The organism is Sphingobacterium spiritivorum (genome assembly GCF_016725325.1).
In the GTDB taxonomy this organism is placed as follows: domain Bacteria; phylum Bacteroidota; class Bacteroidia; order Sphingobacteriales; family Sphingobacteriaceae; genus Sphingobacterium.
On sequence record NZ_CP068083.1, the window covers coordinates 2,931,371 to 2,945,254 of the forward strand.

General features: G+C 41.6%; 10 protein-coding genes, 2 tRNA genes and 2 rRNA genes. 12 read left to right on the forward strand and 2 right to left on the reverse strand.

The window, feature by feature from the left end:
* Positions 1-60: 60 nt before the first annotated feature.
* The 5 genes from I6J02_RS12210 to I6J02_RS12230 all read left to right on the forward strand — a co-directional run bounded on the left by I6J02_RS12210 (position 61) and on the right by I6J02_RS12230 (position 4,806).
* Positions 61-137: transfer RNA gene (locus I6J02_RS12210), tRNA-Ile, on the forward strand.
* A gap of 8 nt (positions 138-145) precedes the next feature.
* Positions 146-219: transfer RNA gene (locus I6J02_RS12215), tRNA-Ala, on the forward strand.
* A gap of 165 nt (positions 220-384) precedes the next feature.
* Positions 385-3,269: ribosomal RNA gene (locus tag I6J02_RS12220) — 23S ribosomal RNA — on the forward strand.
* Positions 3,270-3,375: 106 nt separating this feature from the next.
* A 5S ribosomal RNA gene (rrf, locus tag I6J02_RS12225) occupies positions 3,376-3,487 on the forward strand.
* Positions 3,488-3,852: 365 nt separating this feature from the next.
* Positions 3,853-4,806, forward strand: a complete 954-nt coding sequence (locus I6J02_RS12230; RefSeq protein WP_201678176.1) for a TIGR01212 family radical SAM protein — start codon at positions 3,853-3,855, stop codon at positions 4,804-4,806.
* A gap of 57 nt (positions 4,807-4,863) precedes the next feature.
* On the opposite strand, the gene I6J02_RS12235 is transcribed toward I6J02_RS12230, so the two are convergent.
* Both I6J02_RS12235 and I6J02_RS12240 read right to left on the reverse strand, forming a co-directional pair.
* On the reverse strand, positions 4,864-5,334 hold the full coding sequence (locus tag I6J02_RS12235; RefSeq protein WP_002999531.1) for a nucleoside triphosphate pyrophosphohydrolase family protein: 471 nt from the start codon (positions 5,332-5,334) through the stop codon (positions 4,864-4,866).
* A 106-nt stretch (positions 5,335-5,440) separates the two neighbouring features.
* On the reverse strand, positions 5,441-6,820 hold the full coding sequence (locus I6J02_RS12240; protein WP_201678177.1) for a pseudouridine synthase: 1,380 nt from the start codon (positions 6,818-6,820) through the stop codon (positions 5,441-5,443).
* A gap of 240 nt (positions 6,821-7,060) precedes the next feature.
* On the opposite strand from I6J02_RS12240, the gene I6J02_RS12245 reads away from it, so the two are divergent.
* The 7 genes from I6J02_RS12245 (at position 7,061) to I6J02_RS12275 (ending at position 13,856) form a co-directional block, all read left to right on the forward strand.
* Entirely contained in the window at positions 7,061-7,891 is an 831-nt protein-coding gene (locus I6J02_RS12245; RefSeq protein ID WP_201678178.1) for a lytic transglycosylase domain-containing protein, read from the forward strand.
* Positions 7,892-8,079: 188 nt separating this feature from the next.
* Positions 8,080-10,224, forward strand: a complete 2,145-nt coding sequence (gene ccoN / locus I6J02_RS12250; RefSeq protein WP_201678179.1) for a cytochrome-c oxidase, cbb3-type subunit I — start codon at positions 8,080-8,082, stop codon at positions 10,222-10,224.
* 11 nt (positions 10,225-10,235) lie between these two features.
* The gene (locus I6J02_RS12255; protein ID WP_002999524.1) at positions 10,236-10,421 is read left to right on the forward strand and encodes a hypothetical protein; all 186 of its coding nucleotides are present in this window, start codon (positions 10,236-10,238) and stop codon (positions 10,419-10,421) included.
* Between the two features lie 9 nt (positions 10,422-10,430).
* Positions 10,431-11,324 (forward strand): cbb3-type cytochrome c oxidase N-terminal domain-containing protein, encoded by an 894-nt coding sequence (locus tag I6J02_RS12260; RefSeq protein ID WP_201678180.1) that lies wholly within the window; start codon positions 10,431-10,433, stop codon positions 11,322-11,324.
* Between the two features lie 10 nt (positions 11,325-11,334).
* Positions 11,335-12,720 (forward strand): cytochrome c oxidase accessory protein CcoG, encoded by a 1,386-nt coding sequence (gene ccoG / locus I6J02_RS12265; RefSeq protein ID WP_201678181.1) that lies wholly within the window; start codon positions 11,335-11,337, stop codon positions 12,718-12,720.
* A 17-nt stretch (positions 12,721-12,737) separates the two neighbouring features.
* Entirely contained in the window at positions 12,738-13,160 is a 423-nt protein-coding gene (locus tag I6J02_RS12270; RefSeq protein WP_201678182.1) for a FixH family protein, read from the forward strand.
* A 3-nt stretch (positions 13,161-13,163) separates the two neighbouring features.
* Positions 13,164-13,856, forward strand: a complete 693-nt coding sequence (locus tag I6J02_RS12275; protein WP_201678183.1) for a sulfite exporter TauE/SafE family protein — start codon at positions 13,164-13,166, stop codon at positions 13,854-13,856.
* The last annotated feature ends 28 nt before the right edge of the window (positions 13,857-13,884 follow it).

Here is a 13,884-nt window from a genome sequence, read left to right on the forward strand (position 1 = left end):
AAGAAAGTACCCATCCCAAGAAAAAGGAATGGAGTTACCGAGAGAGATTAAGAAAAAGCTAGTCCCGTAGCTCAGTTGGTTAGAGCACTACACTGATAATGTAGGGGTCAGCAGTTCAAATCTGCTCGGGACTACCACACAAGCCGGGGAATTAGCTCAGCTGGCTAGAGCATCTGCCTTGCACGCAGAGGGTCAACGGTTCGACTCCGTTATTCTCCACTAAAGAAATGTGTTATCGAGTGATAGCATGGTAAGTTTCTTAACGAGTTCTTTGACATATTGAAAGAAAAAAATTACAAGAGAAGACAACAGTAGAGACGTTTTCCATTAATTTGGAGAACACAATACAAGCATCACCATAGTAGCAAAAGGGCTATGCGTGAGAAGAAAGTAAATAAGGGCACACGGGGGATGCCTAGGCTCTCAGAGGCGAAGAAGGACGTGATAAGCTGCGATAAGCATCGGGGATTGGCAAATGCGACTTGATCCGATGATTTCCGAATGGGGCAACCTAACATACTGAAGGTATGTTGTATAATACGCGAACGCGCTGAACTGAAACATCTAAGTAGGCGTAGGAGAAGAAAATAATAATGATTTCCCAAGTAGTGGCGAGCGAACGGGAAAGAGCCCAAACCATAATTGTTACGGCATTTATGGGGTTGTAGGACCACGACGTTGTATTGACCGTATGAAGTAGAAGCAGATGGGAAGCTGCACGATAAGGGTGATAGTCCCGTATACGTAAAGAGGGTCAGCATAGTGGTATCCTGAGTACCGCGGGGTCGGAGACGCCCTGTGGGAATCCGGCGGCACCATCCGCCAAGGCTAAATACTCCTGAGAGACCGATAGTGAACCAGTACCGTGAGGGAAAGGTGAAAAGAACCCCGAACAGGGGAGTGAAAAGAACCTGAAACCGTGTGCTTACAAGCGGTTGGAGCAGAGTGATTCTGTGACAGCGTGCCTTTTGCATAATGAGCCTACGAGTTACTCTTGTCTGGCAAGGTTAAGTGGTTCAGCCACGTATCCGAAGCGAAAGCGAGTCTTAATAGGGCGCATAGTCAGATGAGGTAGACGCGAAACCTTGTGATCTACCCTTGGGCAGGTTGAAGTTGCAGTAACATGTAATGGAGGACCGAACCGATAAACGTTGAAAAGTTTCCGGATGACCTGAGGGTAGGGGTGAAAGGCTAATCAAACTGGGAAATAGCTCGTACTCCCCGAAATGTTTTTAGGAACAGCGTGAGAGTTTAGTTTGATAGAGGTAGAGCTACCGATTGGGTGCGGGGGAGTCAAATCCTACCAAATCCAGACGAACTCCGAATGCTATCAAATATATCTTGCAGTGAGGCTTTGGGTGCTAAGGTCCAAGGCCGAGAGGGAAAGAACCCAGACCATCAGCTAAGGTCCCCAAATATACACTAAGTTGAACTAACGAGGTCCGGTTGCCCAGACAGCTAGGATGTTGGCTTGGAAGCAGCCATTCATTTAAAGAGTGCGTAACAGCTCACTAGTCGAGCGGCCGGGCGTGGATAATAAACGGGCATCAAGTGTATTACCGAAGCTATGGATTATATACAAGAGTATATACTGGTAGGGGAGCATTCTATAGGGGGCGAATCGTCATGGTAATGTGGCGTGGACTTTATAGAAAAGCAAATGTAGGCATAAGTAACGATAAGGCAGGTGGGAAACCTGCCCACCGAAAGACTAAGGTTTCCTGATCAACGCTAATCGGATCAGGGTTAGTCGGGGCCTAAGGTACACCCGAAGGGGGACAACCGATGGACAACTGGTTAATATTCCAGTACTTTTTATAACTGCGATGTGGTGACGGAGTAGTGACACTGCCGCGAACTGACGGAATAGTTCGTTAAAAGGCGTAGGTATTAGAGATGTAGGCAAATCCGCATTTTTAGCTGAAACCCAATAGTACAGCAAAGCTTCGGTGGCGCTGATAGAGCAGGTAAGCAGACTTCCAAGAAAACCCGCTAAGCTTCAGGTTATAAAAACCCGTACCGTAAACCGACACAGGTAGTCGAGGAGAGAATCCTAAGGTGCTCGAGTGAATCATGGCTAAGGAACTCGGCAAAATGGCCCTGTAACTTCGGGAGAAGGGGCGCTTCCTCACGAGAGTGAGAAGCCGCAGTGAAAAGGCCCAGGCGACTGTTTAACAAAAACATATGGCTTTGCAAAATCGAAAGATGAGGTATAAGGCCTGACACCTGCCCGGTGCTGGAAGGTTAAGAGGGGATGTCATCGCAAGAGAAGCATTGAATCGAAGCCCCAGTAAACGGCGGCCGTAACTATAACGGTCCTAAGGTAGCGAAATTCCTTGTCGGGTAAGTTCCGACCTGCACGAATGGTGTAACGATCTGGGCGCTGTCTCAGCCATGAGCTCGGTGAAATTGTGGTATCGGTGAAGACGCCGGTTACCCGCAACGGGACGGAAAGACCCCATGCACCTTCACTATAGCTTAACATTGGAATTGGGTACAGGATGTGTAGGATAGGCGGGAGATGTTGAAGCGGCTTCGCCAGGAGTCGTGGAATCAACCTTGAAATACCGCCCTTTCTGTATTCGGTTTCTAACTCGATCAAGTCGAGGACATTGTTTGGTGGGTAGTTTGACTGGGGTGGTCGCCTCCAAAAAGGTAACGGAGGCTTTCAAAGGTAAGCTCAGTACGCTTGGTAACCGTACGTGGAGTGCAATGGCATAAGCTTGCTTGACTGTGAGACCGACAAGTCGAACAGGGTCGAAAGACGGACATAGTGATCCGGTGGTTCTGTATGGAAGGGCCATCGCTCAAAGGATAAAAGGTACGCTGGGGATAACAGGCTGATCTCCCCCAAGAGCTCATATCGACGGGGAGGTTTGGCACCTCGATGTCGGCTCGTCACATCCTGGGGCTGGAGAAGGTCCCAAGGGTTGGGCTGTTCGCCCATTAAAGTGGCACGCGAGCTGGGTTCAGAACGTCGCGAGACAGTTCGGTCCCTATCTGTTGTGGGCGTTGGAAGTTTGAGTGGATCTGATCTTAGTACGAGAGGACCGGATTGGACAGACCGCTGGTGAACCTGTTATGCCGCCAGGTGTACGGCAGGGTAGCTACGTCTGGAATAGATAAGCGCTGAAAGCATCTAAGTGCGAAACTAGCCACGAGATGAGACTTCCTTATAGGGTCGTAGAAGATGACTACGTTGATAGGTTGTAGGTGTAAAGGTAGAAATACCATAGCCGAGCAATACTAATAGCCCGAAGCTTTCTCAAGCAGATAACACTGTTGTCTTCCTCTTTAATTATTTCTTTCAATATAATGTCATTGATGTTATTGTGGCTAATTAGAGTTAGTTATTATATAATATCAAAAAAGTATTCAGGTGCCTATATCGGCGGTGTCTACCTCTTCCCATTCCGAACAGAGCAGTCAAGCCCGCCAGAGCCGATGGTATTGCCGTAACAGGTGGGAGAGTAGGTCGGTGCCTTTTTTTATACGAAAGCCCTTTCTGGAAACAGATAAGGGCTTTTTTGTTTTCAAACGGGAGGTAATGGCAATAGCTGCTGACAAAGCAGAGCAGCAAAATACTCTACATCAAATATCTTCCACATTCAAATACAAAAGCTGGTGTGAGCGTGCCGCTCGTACCAAGGTAATACCGAAACAAGCAGCGCTACGCTTATGCTTGCGCCAGAGTTAGGATAACGGTTTTACCGAACTATTCTCTCTCCTTGGAAAGGAGAGATCCCGGTTTACCGGGAAGAGGTTAAGAACTGATGTTCATCAGATATACTTCTATTACCTTTTATAGTTAAATGCAGATTGTTATGAATCCTCTTTTGTATCTTTGCACTTATGGGTACATTATTGGATACTGGACAGAAACCTTATAATCATTACGGCTCTTATCTCAAAGAAAAGTATGACGGGAAACGTGTGTTTAAAGTAATTGTGGATGGTAATTTTACCTGTCCTAACCGGGATGGAAGTAAAGGTTACGGTGGTTGTTCGTATTGCAATGTCGATTCTTTCACTCCGGAATCAGCACGTAAACTGCCTACCATTAAAGAGCAGGTCGAAGCGGGTATAGAAAGAGCGCGGAACGGATATAATGCAGAGAAGTTTATTATCTATTTTCAGCCTAATACAAATACTTATGCACCTACACATCTATTGAAGATGATGTATGATGAGGCTATCAATGTATGTCCGGAACATACAGTCGGTCTTTCAGTAGGTACACGTCCGGATTGTATTGATTTTGAAAAGGTAGCTTTATTGGAAAGTTATACAGATCGCCTGGATGTAGATCTGGAAATGGGAATGGAATCTATCTATGATGAAACGCTTACCCGTATCAACAGAGGATGCTCACACGGTGAATTACAAAAAGCATTGGCTCTCGTACAAAACAGTCCTTTGGAAATTTGTGTACATACTATTTTTGGTTTCCCATGGGAGACAAGAGAGATGATGTTGCGCTATGCTGATGAGATCAATAAGCATCCGCAGATTAAATTTATAAAACTACATCACCTGCATATTGTAGAAGGTTCTATTATGGGTGTGCAATATAAACGTGAACCTTTTCATGTTTTTTCTATAGAGGAGTACACCGATTTCTTGTGTGAATTTATTCCTTTATTACGTCCTGATATTATCGTTCAGCGATTATTCGGTCTGGCGGATAAGGAACTGCTAATTGCGCCTAACTGGGGTCTTGGCAAATCAGCCATTCAGACATATATTGATAAAGGTTTGGAGCAGCGAAATGCGATTCAGGGGAGCAGATATAAAATATTGGTATAAAATACAAAAGGGAGCAAATAAAATTTGCTCCCTTTTGTATTTTATACGGTATTGATCTTATTGCTCAATTATTGATTTTAAATCGGCAGGGGAATAGTAAATCGATTTCAGTGTTTTGTTATCACCTTCTCTAAATACCAGAAACAGGCCATCAACTTCCTTATAGTAGCTATCTACACCTTTCTCTTCTTTATAATACTTCATGGTCTCTTCCGCTTCTTTGACGGATTTACATGCTTTGCTCATATTAGAACGTTGCACTTCTTCAAACAGAGCATTGAATTTATCTTTTAAACCAAACTCCAGAACAGCTCCGGATAATACGTATTGGATATCACAAAGTGCATCCGCTATTTCAACCAGGTCTTTGTTTTGGATGGCTTCTTCCAGTTCTTTTAACTCCTCTGCGATGAGCGAAACCCGTAGTTCGCATCTTTTCTCAGCCGGAATAGTTGGCTGATCTAATATAGGATGTTGAAATGTTTTATGAAATTCTGCTACAGAAGTCAATGTTTTTGGATCTGTCATGGTATTTTATATTTTTGATAAAATTAAAAAATTAAGAAGAGATAACTGCACTAAAATATAAAAAGCAGCGATTAAGCTGCTTTTTATATTTTATAATAGTGTTGATTTAGATCAGATGTTTTAATTGAATCAACTCTTTTTCTTCCAGATATCTCCAGCGGCCTCTTGGCAGGTCTTTTTTTGTAAGATTGGCGTAGACTACACGATCCAGTTTTACGACATCATATCCTAAAGATTCAAAAATACGTCTTACAATACGATTTTTACCACTGTGAATCTGAATTCCTACTTCACGTTTACTACCGCCCTGTACATAACTCAGATCATCCGGTTTGACAAAACCATCTTCGAGTTCAAGGCCAAAAACAATTTTGTTAAAATCGCCTTGATTTAAACTCTTATCCAACTCTACATTATAGATCTTGCTGATACTATTACGCGGATGGGACAATTTTTCTGCAAGATTGCCGTCATTGGTTAACAGAAGCAAGCCTGTTGTATTTCTATCTAAGCGTCCTACAGGATAAATACGTTCTTTGGTAGCATTTGCTACCAATTGCATTACTGTACGGCGTTCCTGAGGATCATCAGTAGTAGTGATATAATCTTTTGGTTTGTTCAAAAGTACGTATACCATCTTCTCTCTTTTCAGACGCTCACCATTGTACTTTATTTCATCTTTAGCCGGATCTACTTTACTGCCTAATTCTGTAACCACTTCCCCGTTTACAGATATAACACCTGCAGTGATCAGCTCATCTGCTTTTCTACGGGAGCATATACCGGAATTAGAGATGTAACGGTTAAGACGAATCATTCCATTATCATCATAGTCAGAAGTAGCTTGTTTTACCGTTCTGCTGCTCGGTCTGCGTTTTGCAAATGTTCTTTGTTCACCATCTTCACTCTTCTCGAAAGATTTCTTGTATGGCTTATCGAATTTGCGGTTATCTCCGAAATCTCTGTTTTTATCTCTAGGTCCGCTTTTGCTGAACTTTTGGTCTCCAAATCTTTTATCAGATCCCGGTTTTCTATCTCCGTATGCTTTTTTCTCGCCGAAAGCGCTTTTATCTCCAAAAGGTTTTCTATCTCCGTACGCTTTTTTATCGCCAAATGGTTTTCTGTCACCAAAGGATTTTTTCTCGCCGAAAGCGCTTTTATCTCCAAATGGTTTCTTATCTCCGTATGCTTTTTTATCACCAAATGCCTTCTTCTCTCCAAAAGATCTTTTATCTCCGAATGATTTCTTTCCGTCAAATGACTTTTTATAGCCTCCGGTTTTATTACCTTCAGTTTTTTCGAAACGATCAGGACGATCATTAGCGTCTGATGATTTTGAGAATGATTTTCTAGGAGATTTGTTGTCGTTGTAACCAGAAGACTTTTCTGATCGGCTGTTGTTGCCTTTTGATTTGAAGTTTTCTGAGTTACTTCTAGATCGTTTGGAGTTGTCGTCACGACTGTTCCGATTTCTGCTGAATGGCATATTTTACTTTAAAAAAATGTGAACTACAAAGATAGCTATAATATTTATTCTACCACCAGAATAATGTAAATAATTTATTAAAATCGTATACAATAAAGCTGTATTTCAACGTTATAGATCTGGTCGGATTTGTAACTATTTGTTTTTTAGCATAATAGTGTGTATCTTTGCCACCTTGAATTTGTACCAAGCTATTTTTTGATCGATATTATCGTGGATAGGATAGCAGTAAGGGAGTGAATGATTAAAAAGAAAGTATTATGTTGTGGCTTGATTTTGGCAGGGATGTTACTGTCGAAATTGTATTCAAGCACGAAGGAAAATGCGGTCGCAGCCAATGTCAGATATGACGATGCCAAGACCCTGAACATCAAAAACAGAATAGTAAACAAAGCGGCTTTATCTGACCATAATGGAGATAAGGACAATGAAGGAGAACACGATTATCTGATATCGATCACCTTCGCAGAAGAAAGCCTTCCGCTGGATCTACCCCAGGTCGAAAGGAAGCTCACACAGTACTTAAGTCGTTTTTCTTTTAGAAAGCAACAGACGTACAGTTTACACAAGCAGGCAGAGAAACACCTACCACAGATTGCTGCAATCTTAAAATCACATGGTATTCCGGAAGATTTTAAATACATACCCCTAGTAGAAAGCGGGATGGATAGTCGTGTGGTGTCCAGTAAGGGTGCAGGTGGCTATTGGCAGTTTATGCCAGCAACAGCACGTCTTTATGGATTGAAGGTGAGCGGTAAAGTAGATGAAAGACTTAATCTGAATAAATCTACTCATGCAGCTGCCCGTTACCTCAAATATCTCTATCGCGAATTTGGAGATTGGACATTGGTCGCTGCTGCCTATAATGTAGGTGGTGGAAGCCTCAGAGGAGCCATCCGTCGTCAAAAACAAGACGATTATTATAAGCTGAAACTAAATAATGAAACAGCATCATATGTTTATAAATTAGTCTCTGTCAAAGAGATTATTGAAAATCCTTCCAAACACGGTTATATCAGGTATGCAAAAGCACCTGAAGCTGATGAGGACAAGGAAAAGAATATGCTGTAATCCATCATATCAAAAACATAGGAACGGACTTAAATATTTTAAGTCCGTTTTTTTTGTTTTGCAGCCTGACTCCAAAGACTCTTGTTGTTTCTGAAAAGTAATATAAATCACTTTTTAAGCCGTGATATATCATTAGAATGTCATGAATTAAGAGATAATTTTACCCACAGAAATCAACACAACAAGTAATGCAGTTAGAGCAGTTTAATTACGACAATAAGATTGTCAGAAATTTCGGGTTAGCCACCATCATATGGGGCATCGTTGGAATGTCCGTAGGATTATTGGTGGCATTGCAACTGGTATGGCCGGATATGAATTTCGGGATACAGTATACGACTTTCGGTCGTGTCCGTCCTGTTCATACCAATGCCGTCATTTTTGCATTCGTAGGGAATGCTATTTTTATGGGCGTTTATTATTCGCTGCAGCGGGTTCTCAAAGCGAGGATGTTCAGTGATGTATTAAGTAAACTCCATTTCTGGGGATGGCAGCTTGTCATTATAGCATCCGCTATTACACTTCCGATGGGTTTTACTTCCAGTCATGAATATGCGGAAATGGAATGGCCTATTGATGTGGCTATTACTTTGATCTGGGTGGTGTTCGGTATCAATATGTTCGGTACTATTATCAAACGTAGAGAAAGACATATGTATGTCGCTGTATGGTTTTATATAGCAACATTTGTTACTGTCGCTGTACTTCATATAGTTAACTCGATTCAACTGCCTGTCACGTTCTGGAAAAGTTACTATGTCTATTCCGGGGTACAGGATGCATTAGTCCAGTGGTGGTATGGCCATAATGCTGTTGCTTTCTTTCTTACCACTCCTTTCTTAGGTATGATGTACTACTTTTTGCCTAAGATGGCCAATCGTCCTGTATATTCTTACAAATTGAGTATTCTGCATTTCTGGTCGCTGATATTTATATATATCTGGGCAGGACCACACCATTTATTATATACGTCATTACCTTCATGGGTACAATCATTGGGCGTCGTATTTTCCATCATGTTGATTGCTCCTAGCTGGGGAGGGATGATCAACGGTCTGTTGACATTGCGCGGTGCATGGGATAAGGTTAGAACAGAGCCAACCTTGAAATTTATGGTCGTTGCATTGACGGCTTATGGTATGGCTACATTTGAAGGCCCTATGTTATCCTTAAAACAGGTAAATGCGATTGCCCATTTTACCGATTGGATTGTAGCTCACGTACACGTTGGTGCACTTGGATGGAACGGTTTTATGACATTTGCGATCCTATACTGGTTAGTACCGCGAATCTATAAAACGGAGCTGTATTCTAAAAAGCTGGCCAATGTGCATTTCTGGATCGGTACATTAGGTATTTTATTCTATGCTATTCCAATGTATTGGGCAGCTGTTGTACAGGGGCTAATGTGGAAAGAATTTACTCCGGAAGGTGTATTGAAGTATCCGAATTTCCTGGCGACTACATTAGAAATTCTTCCAATGCATATGATGCGTGCGGTAGGTGGTGCATTGTACCTGTCCGGAGCATTGCTGATGACATTCAACCTGGTCAAAACAATGGCTAAAGGAAAGCTGATGGCTAATGAGCCGGCGGAAGCTCCTGCTCTTGAACCTGTGACTAAGAATGAACGTGAGACTCACCGTCGTCTGGAACGCAAACCTATGTTATTCATGGTGCTCGCTCTTCTTGCGATACTGATAGGAGGAATTGTGGAGATGGTACCTACTTTCACCATTCAATCTAATATTCCTACAATAGCAAGTGTCAAACCATATACTGCACTGGAATTACAGGGAAGGGATCTTTATATTAAAGAAGGTTGTGTGAACTGTCATACGCAAACAGTACGTCCATTCCGTTCGGAGACTTCCAGATACGGAGAGTACAGTAAATCCGGAGAATATGTTTACGACAGACCATTCTTATGGGGATCCAAACGTACCGGCCCTGATTTACATCGCGTAGGAGGAAAGTATCCTAACAAATGGCATTTTGATCACTTACTTGATCCGACCATTACTTCACCAGGAAGTATCATGCCTACATATCCATGGCTGATCGATCAGAAACTGGATAATAGTCTTATAAAAGAGAAAATGAATGCAATGCGCGTGTTAGGTGTGCCATATTCAGATAAGGATATTGAAAATGCACATGCTGATATCGCTAAACAGGCAGAAGCAATAGCCAAAGATCTGGCTGCAAATCAGGTTAAGGTTGGAAGTGACAGGGAGATTATAGCCATCATAGCTTATTTGCAACGATTAGGAACGGATATTAAGGCAGCACCTGTAGCGCCTGCAACAAGTAATGTGGATAATCAAAATTAAACTGTAAAACGATGTTCAAGCAAATCACAAATTTAAATGGCGATGAAATTTATCTGATCACATCGCTGTGGATATTCCTGGTATTCTTCGTTGCTGTAGCCTTGATGTTATTCTGGATGAAGAAAGATCATATTCAGTATATGAAAGAATTGCCTCTCGATGGTCAGGACGAACAAAATGGTCAAACAACAGAATAAAAATAGATTATGAAATTATTTTTAGTAGCAGATTCTACTGCCGTAAGTTCAGGTTGGAACATGAGTACGGGCAATATATATAATGATATCCTTATCATTCTGTTGGTGGTGGTATTAATCGTCCTGCTCTTTACTGCACTTTCCGTTAGTAAAGCAATAAAATCCATTTTGAAGATTACTATGCCTGAAGTGCTTTTACAGGAACAGGCTGCAAAAGTTGCTGCAAAACAGGAACGTAAAATCAAATGGTCTAATAACTGGAAAAAGATAATGGGTCTGAGACCGATCTCAGAAGAAAAGGATATCGTGATTGATCACAGTTATGATGGTATCAAGGAGCTGGATAATCCGATCCCGATCTGGTTTAATGCCTTATTCTACTCCACTATTACATTTGGTGTTATCTACCTGTTGGTGTATCATGTATTTGGATGGGGATTGAATCAGGATCAGGAATATGTGAGGGAGGTCGCGCAGGCTGAAAAGGCTAAGCAGGAATATCTCGCTCAGGTAGCTGATCTTATCGATGAAACATCTATTACGGTGGATGAAACTGGTGCTATGGCTACAGCTGGTAAGGCCATTTTTGCCGCGAACTGTTCTGCATGTCATGGTCAGGCAGGAGAAGGGGGCATAGGCCCTAATCTTACAGATCGGTTCTGGTTGCATGGAGGAGAAATAAAGGATGTCTTCAAAACAGTAAAGTATGGTGTGCCGGATAAGGGTATGGTGCCATGGGAGCAGACATTGTCTCCGGCACAAATCGCAGAAGTAAGTAATTACATCGTTTCGATACGGGATACAAAACCGGGTAATCCTAAAGAACCGCAGGGAGCAGAAGTAGAGTACGCATCTGCTGAGAAAGATGCTGACGCCGAAACAGATACTAAAGCCGTACAATAGGTATAAAATTATGCAGGTAACAACGAATATTCAGGATATTAATCCTCCAAAATCTAAAAAGAGAAATTGGATCTATGCCAAGAAACCTTCCGGCAAGCTCTATAACTATCGCCAGTGGTTTGGATATTCGTTGTTGCTGTTTTTATTTGCAGCTCCGTTTATTAAGATCAAAGGAGAACCTTTCCTGATGTTTAATATTATTGAGCGTAAATTCTCGATTTTCGGAAATTTATTTTATCCTCAGGATCTTCATATTTTTGTGTTCGGCATGCTGATCGCGATGGTATGTATTGTGTTGTTTACTGTGGTTTATGGACGGGTTTGGTGCGGTTGGGCCTGTCCGCAAACTATTTTCATGGAATTGATATTCCGCAAGATAGAATACTGGATAGAGGGTGACTGGACACAGCAGAAAAAGTTAAATGCGGCTGAAAATTCTTTTGAGAAGAATAAGAAAAAGATACTCAAGCATACGATCTTTTTGATTATATCTTTTTTTATTTCAAATATCTTTCTGTCTTATATTATTGGTACTGATGCGCTGATTAAGATTATTACGGACCCGTTGGATGCACACATTGCCGGTCTGATTTCCATTTCTGTATTTACCCTGGTCTTCTATGCTGTATTTTCATACATCCGCGAAATCGTCTGTATTGCGATCTGTCCGTACGGAAGACTGCAAAGTGTATTACTGGATGATCAGAGTACAGTAGTAGCATATGATCATTTCAGAGGGGAGCCTCGTGGTAAGCATCGAAAAGATGATCTTAAAGAAAAGGGAGACTGCGTCGATTGTAATTTATGTGTGCAGGTATGTCCCACAGGTATAGATATTCGTAAAGGATTACAGATGGAATGTGTCAGCTGTACCGCATGTATAGATGCCTGTGACGGTGTCATGAAAAAAATAGGAAAACCAAGTCGTCTTATCGGGTTTTACGCTATGGGTGAAATTGAACGTAAGGATGATTTCAAAAAGAATAACGTAAGAGCAATTGCGTATTCCATTGTATTAGCCGTATTGATGGGAGTATTTGGTTACATGATATTCAGCCGAACACAGGTTGGTGCTACCCTTCTGAGAGCGAAAGGAAGTACTTATCAGCTAAGGGAAGATCATACCATTTCCAATCTTTATTCGCTGGAACTGATCAACAAGAGTGGTAAAGAAATGCCTTTTACACTGGAAAGTGAAGATCACAAATTAACATTACAACTGGTTAATAAAATCAATAAACTGAATAAAGACGGCAGTGCCAAACTGAGCTTTTTTCTGATTATCAATAATAAGGATGTGGAGCATTACAAATCAAATGTCAGAATACATATTATGTCCGAAGGGAAAAAGATAGAAACCCTGAAAACAACATTTATTGCTCCTCCGGGAATGTAGTACAAAAACAACGAAGTATGAATTGGGGTAAAAAAATAGTAGTCAGTCTCGCCGTATTTATGTCCGCTATTGTAGGTGCAGGAATATATATGGTGAGTCATAATGCGGATACATTAGAGGAAGAAGACTATTATGAAAAGGGATTAAACTACGATGACACCTATAATAGAAAATCAAACGTGATCAGAGATCATGCGGAACCTGTTGTAAAAGCAGTGAATGATACACTTTATATTGATTTTCAGCATCCGCAGAACAAAGGTAAATTAGTATTTAAGCGTCCTTCTGACAGTCATCTGGATATTTCCTTACCATTTGCGACGATGTCAACCGGATATCGCTTGCCTATACAGTCTTTTCAGAAAGGAAACTGGAGTCTGGAAATACAATGGGAGGGTAACTCGGTTCCTTATATTTTCGAAAAACATATATTCCTGTAGCATATGACTTATCATTATCTGGCATTTTTTATGGGTTTATTAGGCAGTCTGCATTGTGCAGTGATGTGTGGTCCTTTGCTGATGGCATTTCAGGGAGGCCATCAGATATCCTGGACTTTAGTACTTAATAAAGTCCTGTATCAATCCGGCCGGATATTGACTTACGGACTTCTGGGTGTTGTCCTGGGGCTGTTTGGTAATCTGGCTTCTATACAGGGCTGGCAACAGGGTATGAGTTTACTGACAGGAGCTATCTTAATAGGGATCGGTCTTTTCCATCTTTATGGTAAACAAAACAGCAGATTTGCGAAATGGCAGACAACCTTTATTACACCCTTTGCTAAACTGATGGGCGGATGGTTGTATCGTCCGGGAGGAAGTTTTGTAGCTGGTGTATTAAACGGATTACTACCTTGCGGTATGGTTTATATGGCATTGGCTGCTGCTCTGAATGCAGCTACTGTTTCAGGCAGTTTTATGTTTATGGTTCTTTTCGGTGCCGGAACCTTACCTTTGCTTCTTGCTGTTTCATTTGCCGGTCACTTTCCGAAGAGAATATTTAGGTTCAATTTTAACAAATGGCTGCCTGCTCTTTATCTCTTGATGGGCATCTGGTTTATGCTCAGGGGTGCTAATCTGGATATCCCATATCTTAGTCCGTTGATTCATATGAATGGTGCTGCACATTGTGCTTAGCTGTATTCTCTTCTTTTATTTTTCTTAA

Excerpts from the sequence above, each read along its gene's own strand:
- I6J02_RS12230 (WP_201678176.1), top strand. The coding sequence starts at position 3,853 with ATGGGTACATTATTGGATACTGGACAGAAACCTTATAATCATTACGGC.
- I6J02_RS12235 (WP_002999531.1), bottom strand. The coding sequence starts at position 5,334 with ATGACAGATCCAAAAACATTGACTTCTGTAGCAGAATTTCATAAAACA.
- I6J02_RS12240 (WP_201678177.1), bottom strand. The coding sequence starts at position 6,820 with ATGCCATTCAGCAGAAATCGGAACAGTCGTGACGACAACTCCAAACGA.
- I6J02_RS12245 (WP_201678178.1), top strand. The coding sequence starts at position 7,061 with ATGATTAAAAAGAAAGTATTATGTTGTGGCTTGATTTTGGCAGGGATG.
- ccoN (WP_201678179.1), top strand. The coding sequence starts at position 8,080 with ATGCAGTTAGAGCAGTTTAATTACGACAATAAGATTGTCAGAAATTTC.
- I6J02_RS12255 (WP_002999524.1), top strand. The coding sequence starts at position 10,236 with ATGTTCAAGCAAATCACAAATTTAAATGGCGATGAAATTTATCTGATC.
- I6J02_RS12260 (WP_201678180.1), top strand. The coding sequence starts at position 10,431 with ATGAAATTATTTTTAGTAGCAGATTCTACTGCCGTAAGTTCAGGTTGG.
- ccoG (WP_201678181.1), top strand. The coding sequence starts at position 11,335 with ATGCAGGTAACAACGAATATTCAGGATATTAATCCTCCAAAATCTAAA.
- I6J02_RS12270 (WP_201678182.1), top strand. The coding sequence starts at position 12,738 with ATGAATTGGGGTAAAAAAATAGTAGTCAGTCTCGCCGTATTTATGTCC.
- I6J02_RS12275 (WP_201678183.1), top strand. The coding sequence starts at position 13,164 with ATGACTTATCATTATCTGGCATTTTTTATGGGTTTATTAGGCAGTCTG.